The organism is Sphingobacterium alimentarium (assembly GCF_004342685.1).
GTDB classification, from domain to species: Bacteria; Bacteroidota; Bacteroidia; order Sphingobacteriales; family Sphingobacteriaceae; genus Sphingobacterium; species Sphingobacterium alimentarium.
Genome location: NZ_SMBZ01000045.1, coordinates 15,299 through 30,627 on the forward strand (window position 1 = coordinate 15,299; position 15,329 = coordinate 30,627).

Annotated in this window: 13 protein-coding genes; 10 read left to right on the forward strand and 3 right to left on the reverse strand. The window is 39.0% G+C overall.

From position 1 onward, the window contains the following. Positions 1 to 74: 74 nt before the first annotated feature. The 6 genes from EDC17_RS13750 (at position 75) to EDC17_RS13775 (ending at position 7,774) form a co-directional block, all read left to right on the forward strand. Positions 75 to 1,664, forward strand: coding sequence for a peptide MFS transporter (locus tag EDC17_RS13750; RefSeq protein ID WP_132778639.1), 1,590 nt, complete (start codon positions 75 to 77; stop codon positions 1,662 to 1,664). 123 nt (positions 1,665 to 1,787) lie between these two features. Then, complete coding sequence (locus EDC17_RS13755) at positions 1,788 to 3,581, forward strand: peptide MFS transporter (RefSeq protein WP_132778640.1); 1,794 nt, start codon at positions 1,788 to 1,790, stop codon at positions 3,579 to 3,581. A gap of 51 nt (positions 3,582 to 3,632) precedes the next feature. Further along, positions 3,633 to 5,165, forward strand: a complete 1,533-nt coding sequence (locus EDC17_RS13760; protein WP_132778641.1) for a peptide MFS transporter — start codon at positions 3,633 to 3,635, stop codon at positions 5,163 to 5,165. A gap of 88 nt (positions 5,166 to 5,253) precedes the next feature. Then, positions 5,254 to 5,979 carry a polyprenol monophosphomannose synthase gene (locus EDC17_RS13765; protein WP_132778642.1) on the forward strand — a complete coding sequence of 242 codons (726 nt, stop codon included), beginning with the start codon at positions 5,254 to 5,256 and terminating at the stop codon, positions 5,977 to 5,979. Next, positions 5,979 to 7,001: a Holliday junction branch migration DNA helicase RuvB gene (gene ruvB / locus EDC17_RS13770; RefSeq protein ID WP_132778643.1), complete on the forward strand. Its 1,023-nt coding sequence runs from the start codon at positions 5,979 to 5,981 to the stop codon at positions 6,999 to 7,001. Before EDC17_RS13765 ends, ruvB begins: the two co-directional genes overlap by 1 nt. A gap of 14 nt (positions 7,002 to 7,015) precedes the next feature. Continuing rightward, positions 7,016 to 7,774, forward strand: a complete 759-nt coding sequence (locus tag EDC17_RS13775; protein ID WP_132778644.1) for a hypothetical protein — start codon at positions 7,016 to 7,018, stop codon at positions 7,772 to 7,774. On the opposite strand, the gene EDC17_RS13780 is transcribed toward EDC17_RS13775, so the two are convergent. After that, positions 7,751 to 8,308: a hypothetical protein gene (locus EDC17_RS13780; protein WP_132778645.1), complete on the reverse strand. Its 558-nt coding sequence runs from the start codon at positions 8,306 to 8,308 to the stop codon at positions 7,751 to 7,753. The genes EDC17_RS13775 and EDC17_RS13780 overlap by 24 nt on opposite strands. Positions 8,309 to 8,316: 8 nt before the next feature. After that, a complete protein-coding gene (locus EDC17_RS13785) occupies positions 8,317 to 10,806 on the reverse strand; it encodes a S9 family peptidase (protein ID WP_132778646.1) in 2,490 nt (829 codons plus the stop codon). 154 nt (positions 10,807 to 10,960) lie between these two features. Between EDC17_RS13785 and EDC17_RS13790 the strand changes: the two genes are divergently transcribed. Then, entirely contained in the window at positions 10,961 to 11,854 is an 894-nt protein-coding gene (locus EDC17_RS13790; RefSeq protein WP_132778647.1) for an SDR family oxidoreductase, read from the forward strand. Between the two features lie 28 nt (positions 11,855 to 11,882). Here the strand turns inward: EDC17_RS13790 and EDC17_RS13795 are convergent, their stop codons facing one another. Continuing rightward, a complete protein-coding gene (locus tag EDC17_RS13795; RefSeq protein WP_132778652.1) occupies positions 11,883 to 13,301 on the reverse strand; it encodes an ATP-dependent DNA helicase in 1,419 nt (472 codons plus the stop codon). Between the two features lie 96 nt (positions 13,302 to 13,397). Here EDC17_RS13795 and EDC17_RS13800 point away from each other — a divergent pair, with 96 nt between their 5' ends. From EDC17_RS13800 to coaD, 3 genes are read left to right on the forward strand one after another with little or no spacing between them, the layout of a single operon-like run. Beyond that, entirely contained in the window at positions 13,398 to 14,192 is a 795-nt protein-coding gene (locus EDC17_RS13800) for a DUF3822 family protein (protein ID WP_132778648.1), read from the forward strand. Then, a complete protein-coding gene (locus EDC17_RS13805; RefSeq protein ID WP_132778649.1) occupies positions 14,183 to 14,716 on the forward strand; it encodes an RsmD family RNA methyltransferase in 534 nt (177 codons plus the stop codon). Before EDC17_RS13800 ends, EDC17_RS13805 begins: the two co-directional genes overlap by 10 nt. Before the next feature lie 2 nt (positions 14,717 to 14,718). Next, on the forward strand, positions 14,719 to 15,183 hold the full coding sequence (gene coaD / locus EDC17_RS13810; RefSeq protein ID WP_132778650.1) for a pantetheine-phosphate adenylyltransferase: 465 nt from the start codon (positions 14,719 to 14,721) through the stop codon (positions 15,181 to 15,183). Positions 15,184 to 15,329 lie beyond the last annotated feature (146 nt).

A 15,329-nucleotide genomic window follows, 5' to 3' on the forward strand; every position in this document is an offset into this window, starting at 1 on the left:
AGTATAGGTGTATATATGCAAAAAAATGTTTTCTTTGTTCTGTTTAAAATATATTTTTCATTTAATCTAATATTATGATTCAACAGAACGGAGAATTATTAGAACCGCATTTGGATAAATTGGGCGCAAGCAACAAACAAGTGTTCGGACATCCGGCAGCGCTTTTTGTATTGTTCTTTACTGAAATGTGGGAGCGATTCAGTTACTATGGTATGCGTGCACTATTAACGGTGTTTTTGGTTTCAGAGATTACCAAAGGAGGCTGGGGATGGTCAAATGCAGATGCAATGAGTCTATATGGCTGGTATACCGGATTGGTCTATGCGACGCCTGTGCTTGGAGGTATCATAGCAGATAAATTGACTGGTTTTAAAAAGGCCATATTAATAGGAGCGTTACTTATGACTTTGGGGCATGCTTCGATGGCGTTGGAAGGTTTCAATGATTATTTCTTTTTTATAGGATTAGGCTTGATGATATTGGGTAATGGTATGTTTAAGCCCAATATTTCATCTATGGTAGGTCAATTGTATCCTGATAAAAGCTCGAAGAAAGACGCGGGATATACTATTTTCTATATGGGTATCAATGCAGGAGCTTTCTTGGGTTCTTTATTGTGTGGATATTTGGGTGAGAAAATCGGATGGCATTATGGTTTCGGTCTCGCTGGTATTTTCATGTTCTTTGGTATGTTACAATTTTACTTTGGACAGAGAATATTTGGTGTAATCGGTAATACACCGCAGTCTGCTGCTGAAATTGCTGCAGTAAAAGAAGAAGATGTTAAGGAAGAAGAATTACCTAAAAAGGTGGTCCGTGATAGACTATTTGTGGTAGCAGTTTTGATGATCGCAAGTATTTTCTTTTTCTTAGCGTTTGAGCAAGCAGGTGGTTCTATGTCGATTTTTGCAAAAGATTATACACAACGTGTTTTAGAGGGAAGTGCAGCGACTAGTTTTAAATGGATAGATGCTATTTTGACTATTTTTCCAATTGTAGTCGTTACATATGTGTTATTTTCTCTTGCTTCTAAAATTTTCAAAGACTATCCACTTACTATTATATTCACACTCGTTTCCTTTATCTCTATTGCGATTCTAGGTCTTTGGAAAGTGCAACGTGAATTTACTTCACTAGAGACGGAGGTAACAGTATCATGGTTTCAGATTTTGAATGCTTTCTTTATCGTATTGTTGGCTTCTGCTTTTAGCAAGTTGTGGGAGAAAATTTGGAACCCATCAGGTCCGGTGAAATTTGCGTTAGGTTTGATATTGGTTGGGTTGAGTTTTGTGGTCATAGCTTATGGGGCTATGGATATCCCACAAGGTGCAGCCGCAGGAACAGTGCGTGTGAGTATGCTATGGTTAATTTTAGCTTATTTATTCCAAACAATGGGTGAATTATGTCTATCTCCTGTAGGTTTATCTTATGTAAGTAAATTGTCCCCTAAAAAGTTACTAGGCCTAATCTTTGGATTTTGGTTCTTAGCTTCAGCGATTGCAAATAAAATCGCAGGTACAATGGGAGGAATGATTGATAGTATTTCTTCACAATATTCATTGTCAACATTCTTTATCATTATAGCAATTTTGCCAATCTCTGTTGCATTAATATTGATTATAATGAACCCATTATTGAAGAAGAAAATGCACGGTATAAACTAATTTAATAATAAATTTCAAAATTTAAGCCCTATTCATATTTTGAATAGGGCTTATTATTTTTAGAATACTATATGATTTCAAAGTGAAATTGTATTTTTGACTCGTAATTGAAAAAATAAAATAATGAGTCAAAATACGGACAGTTCATTTTCGGCAGAATTAGAAAAGCAAGGAATTGACGGAAGCTTGGTGTTAGGTCATCCTTCTGGTCTTTTCGTTTTGTTTTTTACTGAAATGTGGGAGCGTTTTTCATTTTATGGGATGCGCGTATTATTAATTAATTTTTTAACCTCGGCTATTTTAGTAGGAAGCCCTTTCTCGGGCTGGGGTTGGGATCCAGTACAAGCTGGAGCTTTATATGGTACTTATGCCATGCTATTGTATATTACACCTATTTTTGGTGGTATTCTAGCAGATAAATATTTAGGATATCGTATGGCCGTCGTAATTGGCGCAGCTATTATGACTTTGGGTCACCTTTTTATGGCCTTTGACTCTCCTTTATTTCTATACTTAGGATTAGGCGCTTTGGTGGTCGGAACGGGTTTTTTCAAACCTAATATGACTTCTATTTTGTCTGAGATGTATAAGAGTTTTCCGCAGAAGAAGGATGGCGCATACACCATTTTTTATATGGGCGTTAATGCTGGGGCGTTCTTCGGGATGATGCTTTGTGGCTATTTGGCTGAAAAAGTAGGATGGCACTGGGGCTTTGGTCTAGCAGGTATATTTATGTTTCTGGGTACTTTACAATTTTGGTATGCGAAGCCTATATTTGGTAAAATCGGTGATCCTCCAACTGCGGAACAAAAAGCCGCTACCAAACTTCAACAATCCACTTCGGATAATTTAGATGACAAACCTAATCCATTTACCACGCTGGATACTATTTTAATAGTTCTAATGACTACAATAGGTTTGGCTTATGCATTTAATGACCCTTTATCAAAAATCGCAGGAATTGATATTTTATCTATCCTACAAGTAGGGGACTTCGCAGGTCAGGATGTAGCTATTATGTCAGCTTTGGTTCTGTTTTTATTTGTGGTGATCTCGCGATTAACTCGATACACAAAAGTGGTTCGCGATCGTATGATTGCCGTAATCATTTTTGCTTTCTTCGTTATATTCTTTTGGATGTCTTTTGAGCAAGGTGCTTCATCGTTAGTGATTTTTGCGCGTGATAATGTAGATCGCTCGCTATCGGGCAGTTCATTGACCATATTCAATGTAGTAAATACCTTATTAACAGTCGTACCTTTAATTTTAATAACATACGTTGTGGCAAAGCTTACTAAAGCTACTTATGGAAAAGCGCCACTTTCCAATATCGTCCAATTTATTTGCTTTGCGGCAATATGGGCTATAGCAGGGTGGATGTTGTATAAGGAATTTACGGCGGAGTCATCGGAGATTACCGTTTCATGGTTTTCGATCTTAAACTCATTCTTTATTATCGCATTTGCGAATTATGTTTCCAAAATTTGGGATTCCAAATTTAATCCTCCTGCTGCAGTAAAATACGGCTTGGGTCTAATCATTATGGCAATAGGATTTGGACTGTTAGCCTTCGGTGCATACGGTGTGCAAGATGGCATCAAAGTTTCGATGATCTGGTTGGTGTTAGCTTATATGTTCCATACTTTGGGCGAATTGTGCTTATCACCGGTAGGGTTATCCTACGTGTCTAAATTAGTTCCTGCGCGTATGATTGCTTTTATGTTTGGTATGTGGTATTTAGCAATTGCTATAGGAAATAAATTAGCCGCTATATTAGGTGGTCAAATTGAGAATATTACCAATCAATATTCACTAAGCACTTTCTTTTTAATCTTTACTATTGTCCCAATCGCAGCCGGACTAATTGTAATGGCATTGCATCCTTTAATTAAACGATTGATGCACGGCGTAAAATAAAATATTTAAAAGCTCCTAATTAAATTGGGAGCATTTTTTTTTAGGAATAAAATGGCTGATAATCAGAATCAGACCTTAGAGGAGGTTCAAACCTTTGAAGGTAAATATCCGAAACAAATTTGGAGTTTGTTTTTTTCGGAGATGTGGGAGCGTTTTTGCTTTTATGGCATGCGCGGTATGTTGGTTTTTTTTATGATCTCTCAACTTAATTTTCAAGAGAAAGAAGCTAACTTACAGTATGGTGCTACGCAGGCTTTTGTGTATGCATTTACATTTGTAGGAGGACTTTTTGCCGACAAGATATTAGGCTTTCGGAAGTCCTTGTTTTGGGGTGGTTTATTAATGATTTTAGGGTCTGTTTTTCTATCGATAGGTCCTCACGAATATTTTTTCTTCGGATTGTCTTTTATCATCATTGGAACAGGATTTTTCAAGCCAAATATTTCGACCATGGTAGGGGAGCTATACAAAGATGGAGACAGCCGCCGAGATGCAGGTTTTTCTTTGTTCTATGCAGGAATTAATTTGGGTGCTTTTCTAGGTGGTTACATTTGTGTAGCCATCGGAAAGGGGTATATACTAGGCAGTGTTATTGATGAAGCTCACCGATGGAATGTAGCCTTTGGCTTGGCGGCAATAGGCATGCTGATAAGTTTGATAAACTTTTATTTTACCAAAAGACATTTGGGGCCTATTGGATTGCAACCAGGTCATCCGGATGCTATTGTGAAGACGCGAGCATTACCCAAATGGGTTGAATATGCCGTTTATTTAGGTACGTTATTACTGATTCCGCTGATTCAATTAATGGTTTCAAAGACTGAATATACGGATTACTTCATGTATACGATTGGTCCATTGACGTTGATATATTTATTTTATGAAATGTCAAAAGTCGAAAAGGTAGAACGTAATAAGTTGTGGGCAGTGTTGGTGTTTATTTTATTCTCTATCATTTTTTGGGGTATTTACGAACAAAGTGGTGGGTCGCTAAGCATTTTCGCTGCCAAGAATTTAAACGATTCGATTTTAGGAGGATTAGTCCATCTAGATCCAAATGGGGTTAACAATTCAGGAGGTGCATTATTTATCATAGCATTAGCGCCGCTATTTGGTATCATGTGGATATGGATGGCAAGACGTCGCTTCGAGCCCAATACGATTATCAAATTTGGATTAGGATTTATCTTTTTGGGATTAGGTTACTATGTGCTTTTCGGAACGAAGTTTTTCGCTGTAGATGGAATAGCCTCTTTGGATATATTTTCCATAGCTCTTTTGGTCATTACAGTAGGTGAGTTATGCTTGTCACCCATAGGTTTGTCCATCATGACCAAATTATCGCCAGCGCGTCTGCAAGGTATCATGATGGGAATGTGGTTTTTGGCCAGTGCGTACGGACAATATGTAGCGGGACTTATCGGTGCTAATATGGCTGAGGCTCGCGCAGGATCTTCATTAGTGGAACAATTAATTACATATACGGATAGTTATAAACAGTTAGGTCATTATTCTGTTATTGCAGGTATAGTGTTGATCGCAATTTCGCCACTCGTGAAAAAGCTAATGCATGGTGTGAATTAATAGACATGCACAAGGAGATGTACATAAAAATAACTTTTATAGGCTAGTTATTTTGTTATTTTTGTATCTTATATTTTGATAATTAATAGTGGCTGATAGTATAGTAATAATTCCGACTTTCAATGAGATTGAGAATATAGAAAATATCATTCGAAAGGTTTTTTCATTAGCTATTTCATTCCATGTGTTGGTGGTGGATGATGGTTCTCCGGATGGTACGGCGGACGTGGTGAAACGCTTGATGCAAGAATATGAAGGGAAGTTGTATATCGAAGAGCGAAAAGGGAAGTTGGGCTTAGGAACAGCATATATCCATGGATTTAAATGGTCATTAGCTCGAGACTATACTTATATTTTTGAGATGGATGCCGATTTTAGTCATAATCCAGAAGATTTAATTCGCCTGCGTCAGGCTGCGCTTGATGGTGCGGACATGACAATTGGCTCGAGGTACATCAAAGGCGTGAACGTCGTTAACTGGCCCATGAGTCGTGTATTGATGTCTTATTTCGCGTCAGTATATGTACGTTTGATTACCCGAATTGATATTCAAGACGCTACGGCCGGTTTTGTTTGTTTTCACCGCAAGGTGCTGGAGACCATAAAATTGGATGAAATTAAATTTGTGGGCTATGCCTTTCAGATTGAGATGAAGTTTAAATCCATCAAATATGGTTTTCGAGTGGTAGAAGTTCCCATCATCTTTACAGACAGAACGTTGGGAGAATCCAAAATGAGTACTCGTATTTTTAGAGAGGCATTTTTTGGTGTAATACAATTGAAGTTAGAATCCTTATTCAAAAGCTATAAATAATGAACGAAAATCTCGATCCGAATCCCGAAAGATTGAATCCAACCGATAAGGAAATGGAAAGAGTTTTGCGTCCGCAAACTTTTGACGATTTCACAGGGCAAGCTAAGATTCTAGAGAATTTATCTATTTTCGTTCAGGCGGCCAAGCTGCGTGGTGAAGCATTAGATCACGTATTGCTGCACGGTCCCCCAGGACTTGGTAAAACGACATTATCCCATATTATCGCGAATGAAATGGGTGTAGGTATAAAGATTACCTCTGGACCCGTGCTGGACAAACCTGGCGATTTGGCGGGATTGCTGACGAATCTGGAAGAAGGTGATATCTTGTTTATAGATGAGATCCATAGACTTTCACCTGTCGTGGAAGAGTATTTGTATTCGGCAATGGAGGATTTTAAGATCGATATCATGCTGGAGACAGGTCCCAATGCACGTTCAGTCCAAATTTCTTTGAATCCATTTACCTTGGTAGGAGCCACCACACGTTCTGGCTTGTTAACATCTCCACTGCGTGCGCGTTTTGGTATCAACGCTCGTCTGCAATATTATGACGCGAAGCTGTTGACCAATATTGTTCAGCGTTCTTCTAGTATTTTAGGAGCTGCCATTAGTGAAGAAGGAGCCTACGAAATAGCACGTCGGAGTCGTGGTACGCCGCGTATTGCCAATGCCTTATTGCGTCGTACGCGTGATTTTGCCCAAATAAAAGGAAATGGCAATATTGATAAAGCGATTGCCCAGTATGCACTGAATGCCTTAAATGTCGATGAACATGGACTGGATGAGATGGATAACCGTATATTATTGACGATTATCGACAAATTCAAGGGTGGTCCGGTAGGACTGAAGACTATTGCTACGGCAGTGGGCGAGGATGAGGGTACGATAGAAGAAGTGTATGAACCATTTCTGATTCAGGAGGGTTATATCATGCGTACATCCCGAGGAAGAGAATGTACGGAGAGTGCATATCGTCATCTGGGGAAAACAAACTTTAATAAAGGAAATACATTGTTCTAACTAACTTTAATATTATGAGGCTTTTATTGATTCTTTCAGTTCTAATTACGACACCATTTCTAGCGATATCTCAGTATTGTCCTCCTTTGTCTGGTAAAGCAGATGGTGGTAGACAATTTCATATTACAGTAGGATATGGTATCACGCGCTTGTATGGTGACGTCAATGAAAATAACGCACTTGGTTCGGCAGGAACAATCAAATTTGATTACTCATTTATTAAAGGATTGTATTTTGGATTGGAAAGTCAGTTTGGCTCCTTAAAGACAGATGCGATTAATTCAGCTGTTCCAAGACAATCAGACAATGATTATATAGCTGGAGGAGTGGTGGCAACAATACATCCATTCGAGTTCTTTTCGCCTAAAAAATATGGCAGACCTACTTTCGGCGACCTCTTCGCGGAATCGTTATTTATAGGGGTAGGTGCTTTATATGTGATTAATAATTATGATTATATCTACCGTGATGTGAACAATACAAGCACTTATGGTGTGATTGAGGAGGTTAATGAATATGGATATCCTACATTCAAAGAAAGAACCCGTTCTTTGGTGTTACCATCTTTGAATTTTGGTACAGCTTTCCCCCTAAATTATCAGCACAATAATTATAGAGGAAATGTATTGAGTGCTGTCTTGAAAGCGCAGATTAATTTTTCTGGAAATGATGCATTGGATGGTTATACACCATATAATGCAGATGGTACTTTAATAAACAGCGCAAACGATGTTTATAACTTTTATAGTTTAGGTCTTCGCTATTCGTTCTAGACGTTGCATTACCTTTTTAGCCCTGCTCTTGAGAGCAGGCATTTCATTTTTCTCCAAATCCAGCTGCATAATCTGTCTTAATTCATGGGCTATCCAGGGATGTAGGGTGACGAAAGCATATAGGATATCATAGGTATTGCACCGCACGGCTACCGGACAATATTGGTCTTCTAGGATGCGAAAAGTCGTGTTAAGTATATTTTCCACATAAGATTCTGGCATGCTATCCAGCGTCTTCCGATCTTTAAGAATAAGCATAATAAGTTTGGATATACTTCGCAGTACACTCCAGTTGTGGCTTTGATTATATATCTTAAGAATAGAGGAATATTGGGATAATAGGTCTTTGCTGCCATCGGCTTGTAGAACATGTTCGAGCGCCCAAGCTGCCCTGAATGCGGTTCTTTCATCGGGATGCAAAGATAGAGTTAGGAGTTCTTCTAGTGTTACATATTTGAGAATTCCTCTTTTAATAACAGAAGCACTGTTGTTAAATAGTGCTTCTGTTATTTGTTGTATTCTTTGTGGATGCATTATTGAGTTTATCGTGTTAACGGTCGTTCTCGGTTTATTTCGGTCATGTCGACTTCGTGCATCTTGGATTCATTTAATAAATGTTCGCTAAAGTAGTCCGCCATTTTCCAGAAGAAATACTCCGTCATATTGCCAAACGCATGAGCCTGACCCGGTAAAAGCACGAAATCAAATCTTTTGTTGGCTTTGATTAGCGCATCTATCATACGAATAGAGTTTGCTGGGTGCACATTGTTGTCTACATCACCTGTTGCAATTAACAATTTTCCTTTCAGATTTTTAGCAAGTTCAGTATTTTTTGTGATCGAATAGTTGAACGTTGTATCGCCTTTTTCGGAAACGACCTCTTGTACGCCATGGTGACGTTCGGACCACCAGCGATTGTAAATATTGTTTTCATGGTTACCAGCACCCGATACCGCTACTTTGAAGAAATCAGGGTACACCAACATAGCTGCTGTGGACATAAATCCGCCACCCGAGTGTCCAGTGATACCGATACGGTTGATGTCTATAAATGAATGTCTATTGGCCAATTGCTCTGCGGCTACTTTTTTATCTTCTAATCCATAGTCACGCAAATTGCCGTAGCCATAGGTATGATACCATTTCGAACGTGCAGGATGCCCACCGCGGTTACCCACCGAGATCACTACAAATCCCATTTGTGCTAGACGATCGATTCTATCCATGCTTCTTCCAAAACTTTTGTTTACCGCTTCGGTCTGTGGTCCTGGATATACATATTCAATCAGTGGATAAGTTTTGGTCGAATCAAAATCAAATGGCTTATACATCACCCCATAAAGATCTGTAATCCCGTCGCCCGCCTTCACTTTGAATGGCTCAGGAAATTTATAACCAGCTGCAAATAATTGACTAAGATCAGCTTCTTCTAATTTCATGATCAATTGTCCCGTGGAAGAATACAGATTGGACTGTGGCACGGTATTGACACGCGAAAAGTTGTCAATGAAGTAATTGGCATGTTCATTACCTTCAAGCTGATGGTCATATTCGCCCGGCGTTAGAAGTTTAATAGCTCCACCATTTTTGTTTACAGAATATAGGAAGTTGTAATATGGGTCTACACCTTTCTCTCGACCGTTCGCTTGGAAAAATATGGTACCTGTAGATTCTTGGTACGCTGAAAGATCGTTGCAATGAAATTCACCCTTGGTGATCTGATGAATTAATTGGCCATTGATATCGTATAAGTAATAGTGTCCCCAACCGTCGCGCTGTGACCAGTGGATAAACAGCTTGCCTCCAGCTATAAGTTTTGGTTTTTGAATGTCTTGGTACACATTCATACGCTCTTCTACCAGCACACGCACATTGCCATTTAAATCAACAGCTACCACATCAATTTTTTTCAAATCACGTGAAGATCGTGCTAAGTAAAACTCTTGGTCATTTCCTAACCAATAATTGATGTAATGCTTGCCTTTGTAATTGTCTTTACTTTGATCTTTGCTCCAAAGCGAAAGAGTTTGATTTTTGAATGCCCCAATATTTACTTTTTTAGCGTTGTGGTTTGCTGTATCAAAGATAAACAATTCATTTTCCGTGGAGTCGACTTCACCTGGCATGAGGTATTTGTAAGTTTCTAATGCCGGACGTTGATTGTTCACATTATGGATGACCCATAGCGCCGATAAATGACGGTTGTCTTTACGAGATATCACAAAGTTTCGGCCATTCGGAGACCAGTTGAGACGTACTGGCTTGCGTTTGCGTTGCTCTTCGAGCAAAGATTTTGCATCTCCTGTCGTTGTACTGTATTGATCACCACCCCAAGCATAATATTGTACACCATCTGTGGTTACTTGGTGCTCCACAATGGTGGAGTCTTTTTCATCTTTGATGGCTTTTTGATAGTTTTGGTAATCCATCCAATAGATGTTGTAATTTTTTGCAAAATACACACGCGTCGTATCGGGGTTGAAAATAGCCCAGTTAGGTTTTGATTTTTCCTTCGTGGTATCGCTGATTTCTTTCAACTGCTTCGATACAATATCATATTCAAAGTGAAATAATTTCTTTTTTAATGTGTCTTTTTTGTTGGTCAGTTTTTTAATTTCCTCTTGACTTTTCACCGTGTCCTTTGTGCTTTGCACTTCAAAACGTATGATTTTGTCACTCTTGTCTACGAATCTTAAATTCTGTAAAGGAAGATGCTGCGCATCAAAGGGGTTACGCACAATTGCGGTCACTTGAGCAGCTATTTCCGCATTGTCAAATAGCGTAGTTTTTTTACGGGCAGCCGGGTCTACGAGGTACCAGTTTTTACCTGAGGAGGTACTGTATTCATACCAGAATTTGTCTGAAAAATTGATATAATTCGGCTTTACATCCGTTGAGAATATCATTGTTCTCAGTTTCGCAGGACTAAATTTTGCTGCTAATTCGTAATTAGGTCTTACTTTGTCCTTATTTTCTTGGGCATTTCCAAAAAGAAAAGATAAAGCTAGTAGACCAGTGAAAAGGTATTTCATAAAGGTTACTTAGTATTAATAATTAATTCACTAAAATAATCTATCTCGATGAGGTAATACGGTTTTGCTTGTAAAATTTTGGATAGAGATATTTATTTGAACAGTCTGGAAGTTCAGTTGTTAATACTGAGTATGTGAATTTAGCTTAAAGTCTATGAAAAGTAAGAAATTGAACAATCCGATACAAAAATATCCTCAACCACCATTTCCGAAGCAGCCGCAAGAAGTACCGGGTGTGACTTCTAAAATGGATCCAATACCCGACCATGGCGAAGAAAGCTATGTAGGGCGAGAATTATTGAAAGGTGCAGTCTGTGTCATTACGGGCGGCGATTCCGGAATAGGACGTGCAGTAGCTATAGCTATGGCGAGAGAAGGGGCTAACGTCGTCATCTCCTATAAGGATAAAGTGGAAGACCAAGATGCTGCAGATACTTTGGAATGGGTGAAAAAAGCAGGGGTAGAGGGTTTTACAATTCGAGGGGATATACGCAGCGAGAATCACTGTCGTAAAATTATTGAGAAGACGATAGCGAAATTTGATAAGATTGATATTCTGGTGAATAATGCTGCTTATCAAATGACTTACGAAGATATAAACGAAATCGACACCGAAGAGTGGGATAAGACCTTTGATACGAATATCCGGGCTATGTTTTACTTAGTAAAACATGCCAAACCTCATATGAAAGCAGGGAGTTCCATTATAAATACTACCTCGGTGAACGCATATGATCCAAACCCGACGTTGCTGCCCTATGCTGCCACCAAAGGAGCCATACAAAATTTTACTGCGAGCTTGGCCCAGATGTTTATGCAGGACAAGTCGGGCATCCGCGTAAATGCAGTAGCTCCAGGGCCGGTTTGGACGCCTTTGATTCCTAGCACGATTCCGGACCACGAGACCTTTGGTAAAGATAATTCCCCGATGGAACGACCGGGGCAACCTTCCGAAATTGCTCCAATTTATGTCTTTTTAGCATCCGAAGCGGCCTCGTATATTTCTGGGGCAACTATCCCTGCTACTGGAGGACGAGTAACTATATAAAATTAAAAAAGCAACTATTGTCGCTTTTTTAATAGAATTTTTCGTTGAAGTTGACTAGGAAAAGTTCCTTGGTAGCTCTGGTAATGCCCGTGTACAACCATCTTAGAAATTCTGTAGTCAACATTTCGTCGGTCATATACCCTTGATCGATGAAAACTAGTGGCCACTGTCCACCTTGGGCTTTGTGACAAGTTATAGCGTACGCAAATTTTATTTGTAACGCATTGTAATAGGGATCTTTTTTAATGGCTTCCATTCTATCTTTTTTGGTAGGGATATCTTCATAATCACGCGCTATGCTTTGATAAAGTTTTTGTTGATCCTCATAGGGCAATTGTGCCGCATCGACGTGCAAGCTATCCAGCAAGACGCGACATCGAATGGCATCACCTTCATTGTTGTCCATGAATTCCAAATACAGATCCGCGAAACGAAAACCGTGCATGTCATGGACATTGCTGACTTTTTTGATCACCGCCATGTCGCCATTCGCAATGAATCCAGTATGTTTTTCATCATGTTGCTGCAACCAATAATAATTATTCTTGACAATCATCACAATATCGCCGCCAGTGATTTCTTCTTCGCGAAATAATATTTGATTGCGGATATGCTTGTTATACAGGTTAGCCGATTTATTGGATCGACAGATGACCATACAATTTTCAATTTCATATTTATCATAGGCATAATGTAAACCTTCGATGAGTCTATCGCCGTTCATCCTAAATATATCGACAAATCCTTGAGTTATAAATTGAGGGAAAGAATAAGTAGGAGATTCTTCGTCCAATTTGATTTCGTTACGAATCTTGGTGGCATTAAAAAGTATACCCGACCCCTTGTCCTGACGAACTACATCCGTCATTTCGTAAGTCATCACCTGCAAGTTGAAAGTCGAGTTTATGTAAGCGATATCCAGCGCCGGGCTGTAATCTAATCCAACAGGTGGCAACTGGGCTGTGTCGCCAACGAGCATAAGTGTACAGTTTTGACCTGCTTGCACATACTGAATCAAATCCGCCAACAGTCCATTGGAATAGAGGGTGAATCCTTCTGTTGAAATCATAGAAGCTTCATCCACTATAAAAAGCGTGTTTTCGTGCAGGTTTTCGGCAATATCAAAATCCATTTGTAAGGAAGCGGCGTTCTTTTTACGGTATATTTTTTTATGAATGGTCAACGCTCTTCTTCCCGAATAGGCGCTCATTACTTTGGCTGCACGACCCGTAGGAGCTAAGAGGACGGATCTTTTTTGTAGCATGGGTAAGGCATTCACTAATGCCGAAATAATTGTCGTCTTACCCGTTCCGGCATAGCCCTTGAGTATAAAACAAGATTCTCTGGAAAAAATATGTAAAAATTCCGCTAATAGGCAAAATACCTCATCCTGTTGTGCTGTAGGAGACCATTGAAATTGTTGCGCTAGGAGATTTTTTATGTACACATCCAAAGTTATTCAAAAAGGTTTGTCAATTCAATTGTAAAAGCTAATTTTGTTACCAAGCACATCGTCGTGGTGTTATTATATAACATATATTTCATGAATTACATTTCAGAAGATTTTCATTATCATTATATTCCTTCATACACTTTGTATGTGCAAAGTAACCTGCATAGTGACCATATCATCGTATTAGGTCCGGATAATGATGTACTGGTGAATATGGTGTATTCTAACGAAAGTCCTACGCCTGAAGCTACGAAAATATTAGGCTTACCCTTCGAGCAAGTGTACATCAGCCTCCCACATCAAAATCTTCTTTGGGTACCGACAGAGGTTTTTGAACCAGGAGATTTAGCGCTATATACCGAACATTTCCTGGATCCCCGCATAGAGCGCGTAGCCTTTAAAGAAATTGAAGGGCATGGTATCACTGCTTTGTATCAATTCGATTCTATGTTGGAGAATAGGTGGCATAATGCTTTTCCTCATGCGCAGCTGTTTCCTACGTTTCTGCCGGTAATCAAAAATGCAGTAAATAGAAATAATCAGGAATCGGAAGTATTAGGCATTCATATATATGATACTTTAGCCGATATATTTTTGTTAGTGAATAATGAAATCCGTCTCTATAATACATTTGAAATACAGACACCGGACGATTTGAGTTTTTATGTATTGAGTATTATCAAAAATTTCGGGCTTCACGGCAGCATTCCTAAAATATTATTGAGTGGTGCTTCCAAAGATTCGGAGTGGGGAGATCGACTAGCTTACTATACTTCCCAAGTGGAAGAAGTGCAATCTACGGCGGTATGGAAAACCGAAAATGAGGAGGTAAAAGAATCTATAGCTGAATTAAACATTTTAGTAGATTTGACATTATGCGAATAATAGGCGGAAAGATCGGTGGCATTAGGTTGTATCCTCCTACTAATTTGCCTGTCAGACCGACAACAGATATAGCTAAAGAAGCATTGTTTAATATTTTGCAGTACCAGATCAACTGGGAGGAGGCCTCGTGCTTAGATCTTTTTTGTGGAACTGGAAACATTTCCTTTGAACTTGCTTCTCGAGGAGCTCCCGAGGTAGATGCAGTTGATATTCATAGCAAATGTCTGTTTTATGTTAAAGATATCGCAAAGCAATATGAATTGAATATAAAGACTCGCAAGGCCGACGTTTTTAAGTTCGTAAGTGCTTGCAAAAATAGTTACGACTTTATATTTGCCGATCCCCCTTATGATGTAGCTCAGTTGCCTCAATTGCCGCAGATGATATTGGATAATGGACTCTTGGAAGAAGGTGGTATATTGGTGGTGGAACACCCATCAACACGTAAGTTGGTCGAGCATCCACTATTTGTGGAAACAAGAAAGTATGGCTATTCATCCTTTAGTTTTTATCAAAACAAGTAAATATGAAAATAGCAGTTTTTCCGGGATCATTTGATCCATTTACGAATGCGCACAAAGATCTGGTGGATAGAGCGCTATCGCTATTTGATAAAATTTATATTGCCATAGGAGTCAATTCTTCCAAAAAAGGATTGATGGAATTTGATGTGCGTAAGCAGGCAATAAATGCATTGTATTCAGGAAATGAGAAAATAGTGGTGGATACGTTTACCGGACTTACGGTGGATTATTGCCAGAAAGTAAATGCTCAATTCATCCTGCGCGGTCTTCGTAATAGCAACGACCTTAATTTTGAAAATGCTATTGCACAAAATAATCTCATATTAGCACCGCAGATTGAAACTTATTTCTTGTTAAGTCGATCGGGAACTGCACATATTTCTTCTACTATTGTTCGAGACATTCTAGCAAATGGTGGGGTAGTGGATACTTTGGTTCCTTCAGAAGTATTGAAGTTTATTAAATAGAACTAAATTAAAGTTATTGATATAAAGCATTTTACGAAAAGTAAGATGCTTTTTTTTGTGTGCCCAGCATGTGCAATAACTCTAGGGTGTAAGTCCCGAACACGCCTTTACAGTGGGAAGTGTTAGCTTAGGACAAGGGTGTCCAC